At 68.8% G+C, this 4,219-nt stretch carries 4 protein-coding genes; all 4 read left to right on the forward strand.

Annotated elements, in window-relative coordinates:
• Positions 1-728: 728 nt before the first annotated feature.
• Positions 729-2,177, forward strand: coding sequence for an ISL3 family transposase (locus KYY02_RS33340; RefSeq protein ID WP_442538183.1), 1,449 nt, complete (start codon positions 729-731; stop codon positions 2,175-2,177).
• 429 nt (positions 2,178-2,606) lie between these two features.
• On the forward strand, positions 2,607-3,035 hold the full coding sequence (locus KYY02_RS33345) for a DUF1622 domain-containing protein (protein WP_371244711.1): 429 nt from the start codon (positions 2,607-2,609) through the stop codon (positions 3,033-3,035).
• The gene (locus KYY02_RS33350) at positions 3,032-3,322 is read left to right on the forward strand and encodes a hypothetical protein (protein ID WP_371244712.1); all 291 of its coding nucleotides are present in this window, start codon (positions 3,032-3,034) and stop codon (positions 3,320-3,322) included. The genes KYY02_RS33345 and KYY02_RS33350 overlap by 4 nt, the downstream gene beginning before the upstream one ends.
• Positions 3,323-3,438: 116 nt before the next feature.
• Positions 3,439-4,219: potassium channel family protein (locus KYY02_RS33355; protein ID WP_371244715.1), on the forward strand; the 781-nt coding region annotated here is incomplete at its 3' end.

Below are 4,219 nucleotides of genomic sequence, written 5' to 3' on the forward strand. Positions count from 1 at the left end.
CGTCGTCCGCGAACTGCAGACACTCCTCGCCACCTGGACCGGCGCCTGCCCCGCCTGCCACCGCGACATACCCACACCCATACGAACCTGACCAAGCCCTACTCGTCGCTGGTAACCGATGGCATGTGGGTATGGCGCGCGGACTTTGCGCACTATCTGGAGGCGTATCACGTGCCGTTGCCCGCAAACTTCGTTGCCCGGGTTCGCGGGATTCGCTACCAGATGCCGGATCTGGTCGGTGCGGACTTCGCACCGGTCCTCGACGAGATCGTCCTCCGGTTCGGGTGGACGGATGTCGAGCCGTGGGACGCAGAGCCGCTCCTGCGCCCGAAGCCACGGGTCGTTTCGACCCGTGCCGAATTCGTGGCAAGGGTCCGGCAGGAATGGCCTGCCGGACCCTTGGGGAAGGCGCCACGTAAGCCGCGCAGGGGCAGGGAGCACGGTTTTTAGCCCTCGTCGCTATACGCGATGGGTCTGATCAGGCGGCGAGTAGTTTGTGCAGGCGCTCGGCCGGGGTTTCCCAGCCGAGCGTCTTGCGTGGGCGGTTGTTAAGTGGGTCTTCGAAGTTGAGCGGTGCGCTGGTTCGGCTTGCTGACTCGCCGTCACGCTCCCTGTCGGGTCGGGCTGCTGGGCCCTGGACGCAAGGTGCCCGTGGCCCTGCGTGATCATTTCTGTTCGCTACGCAGAACGATCATGCAGGAGCCACGGGCTTGCTCAACGATACGACGTTGCTGCTCGGCCTCGACGGGGTGTCCGTCGTCCGGGTCGAGCGGCTGGCCGACGGGACACGCCGGGTCCACCTGGCCACGGCCGATGACAGGGCCCGGGCGTGCCCGGCCTGCGGGGTGTTCGCCACCAGGGTGAAGGGCTCGGCGGTGACCCGGCCCCGCGGTCTGCCGTACGGCGAGAGCGGGCTGGAGTTCCGCTGGCACAAACGCCGCTGGTGGTGCCGGGAGCCCGGCTGCCCGCGCCGGTCCTTCACCGAGCAGATCCCGCAGCTACCGGCCGGTGCACGGATCACCATGCGACTGCGCGGTGCCGCTGGGCGGCGAATACGCGACGCCGCCTCCACCGTCATCCAGGCCGCCCGTGACCTGCACCTGTCCTGGCCCACCGTGATGGACGCCTTCCGCACCGCCGCACATGAGGTCACCCAGGCGCCGCTGCCCGAGGTGAAGGTGCTGGGCATCGACGAGACCCGGCGCGGACGGCCGCGCTGGGAACACAACCCCGCCACGGGCAAGTGGATGCTGACGCGCGATCGGTGGCACACGGGGTTCGTCGACGCGCTCGGCACCGGCGTCCTGCTCGGCCAGGCCGAGGGCCGCACCGTCGCCGATGTGCTCGCCTGGCTCGCCACCACCCCGCTGACCTGGAGAAAAAGCATCAAGTACGTGACCATCGACATGTCGGCCGCCTACCGCGCCGCCGTCCGCACCGCTCGTCCGCAGGCCACCGTCGTGGTCGACCACTTCCACGTCGTCCAGCTCGCCAACAAGATGCTGTCCACGGTCAGGCGCCGCACCACCGCCGAGATGCGCGGCCGACGCGGACGCGCCAGTGACCCGGAATGGAAAGCCAGACGGCGCCTGCTGCGCAACTGCGAGGACCTCACCGACGAGCAGTTCGCCACGATGTGGAACACGCTGCTGGGCGAGGGGACGATCGGCCAGACCCTGCTGACAGCATGGATTGCCAAGGAGAACCTGCGAAACCTCCTCGCCCTGGCGAGAACCGGCGCCGACCGCCACCAAGTCAGCCACGCCCGCTGGAAGTTCCTCACGTGGTGCGGACTCCGACATCCCCGAGGTGCGGCAGCTCGCCGTCACCGTCGACCGCTGGTGGGCCGAGATCGCCGCATTCATCGACACCGGACACAGCAACGCCAAGAGCGAAGGCATCAACCGCGTGATCAAGCTCGTCGCCCGCAACGCGTTCGGCCTTCGCAATGCCGACAACCAACGTCTACGGACACGCTGCGTCACCACCGGGTGTGTTCAGCGAGTGGCCCTGTCTCACATTCGGTGGTGACGGGGGGCATGACGGCGACGGACAGGTCATCGATCACAAACTCGCAGGCCTACGCTCCCGCAGTCGGCCCTCTCTGGGATCGACCGATCGACTTGGCGTCTGGTCGTGAGAGTTCGCCGGGACACCGGACCGGCGCCCCGGCGTGATGCCGTTCACCTCGAAGCACCGAGACCAGAGCGCCACTCTTACCCTCCGCAAGGAAAGGGTGCTCGACGTGCACGATCCGTTACCACCGGATGTGCAACAGGGCCGATCACCGTACAGACCCCCTTCCCCACCGGCCGACAGGTCTTCGACATCGCCCTCCCTCTCGACCAGAACCACACCGGCCCCCGCGGCGGCATGAACACCGGCGGCGGAGCCCTGGCCACCACAGCCAAGTAACACCGAACGCGGCCTGCTGATCGGCCTGAGCGCGAACCCGGTCGGGACGCTGCACCACCCCGGCCATGTCGCGCAAGCCTGCGCGCGGGAGGACCTGGCGGACCTGGTCGCTGCCGACACCCCGCTCGGACCGGAGCGAGCCGCAGCGGGCGGCCGGTATCGAGCATCTCCAGACGGGTACTGGCGGGGTCATGACCTTGTCGTTGGAGTTACTGCCCGAGTCTGGACTGCGTGAGGTGATCGGCTTCCTGGTCCGTCTGATCGAGTCGGCCGGCGCCGTGGTCATTTTCGTGGGGGCGGTGTGGGCGTTCGGGCAGTTCGTGGCTTCAGGGCTGCGTGGTGGGGGGCAGGTGGCCGGGTTCAACCGGATCCGGTTGCGGCTGGGCCGCTTCCTGGTGCTGGGACTGGAGTTCCAGCTGGCCGGTGATGTACTGCGTACGGCGGTGGCGCCGAGCTTCACGGAGATCGGCCAGCTGGCGGCCATCGCGGCCATCCGTACGGCGCTGAATTACTTCCTGGGCCGGGAGATCGCACAGGAGCGCGTCGAGCTGAAGAATGTCGAAGGCCCTCCGGGACAGACCGCGCCGCAGTCGAAGCAGGGTGAAGGGACGCGGATGTGAACGGATGGCTGGAGCCGGCCGCCGTCCTGATCACCGCGGGTGGAGTCGTCTCCGCTGTGGCGGCGTACCGGATGGCGGGCAGCGTCGGTTCCGCTGTGGCGGTGCTGGTCGACTTCCTGGTCGCCGCCGGTCTGATCCGTCTCGCCGCAGACCTGTCCTGGGACGGCATCTGGGTGACGGCCGCCGTCATCGCGCTGCGCAAGCTCATCAGCGCGGGGCTGGCCGCACCCCGGCGAGGCGGCGGGGTACCGATGCGTGGTGCGCCGGGTTCGGAGGGCCGGAGGTGAGCGGGGGTGCGGGCTGGCTCGTCTCGCTGGCCGGGACTGCGCTCGTCGTGGCCGGCCTGCGGGATGTGTTCCACACTCTCTGGCATCCCACCGGGCGAGGTGAGGTGAGCCGGTGGGTGACAGCAGGTCTGTGGCGGCTGGCCGACCGGACCGGCAGGCGTGTCGCCGCGGTGACCGGCCCTGTGGCCCTGATGCTGGTGGCCGCTCTGTGGACGACAGCGATCGTCCTGGGCTGGGCACTGATCTACTGGCCACACCTGCCGAGCGGATTCTCCTACGGCAGCAGCCTGGATCCGGCGGAACGAGCCGGGTTTCTCGACGCGCTGTACCTGTCTGTGGTGACGGTGACCACTCTCGGCTTCGGTGACATTGTCCCAACCGACGGGTGGCTACGCCTCGCCACGCCCCTCGAAGGGCTCCTCGGCTTCGCCCTGCTCACGGCCGTCGTCTCCTGGAACTCCCAGGTATATCCCGCGCTCACCCGGCGCAGGACCCTCGCCCTGCGTCTGGCGTCGCTGCGGCGTGCCCAACATCCCGCCGACCGGTTCGATCCGGTCACGACGGCGAGCCTGCTGACGAGCCTGTCCGCAGACGTCATCCAGGTCCGGATCGATCTCACGCAGCACGCCGAGACCTACTACTTCTACGACGGCGAGGACGACACGTCCCTGGCTTCGGTGGCCGGCTACGCCGCCGGCCTGGCCGTGAGGGGCCAGGCGTCTTCCCGTGCCGAGGTCCGCACGGCCGCCGCGATGCTCGGTCGCGCCCTCGAAGACCTCGCGACGGTACTGAACCGACAGTTCCTCCACTTGGAGAACGACGATCCGGTGACCGTGCTGCGCGGCTACGCGGCCGACCACAGCAAAGGCAGCCGGTCGGCCGGGGGAGGGTCTGTAC

The sequence above is a fragment of the Streptomyces pimonensis genome, assembly GCF_041380215.1.
GTDB lineage: Bacteria > Actinomycetota > Actinomycetes > Streptomycetales > Streptomycetaceae > Streptomyces > Streptomyces pimonensis.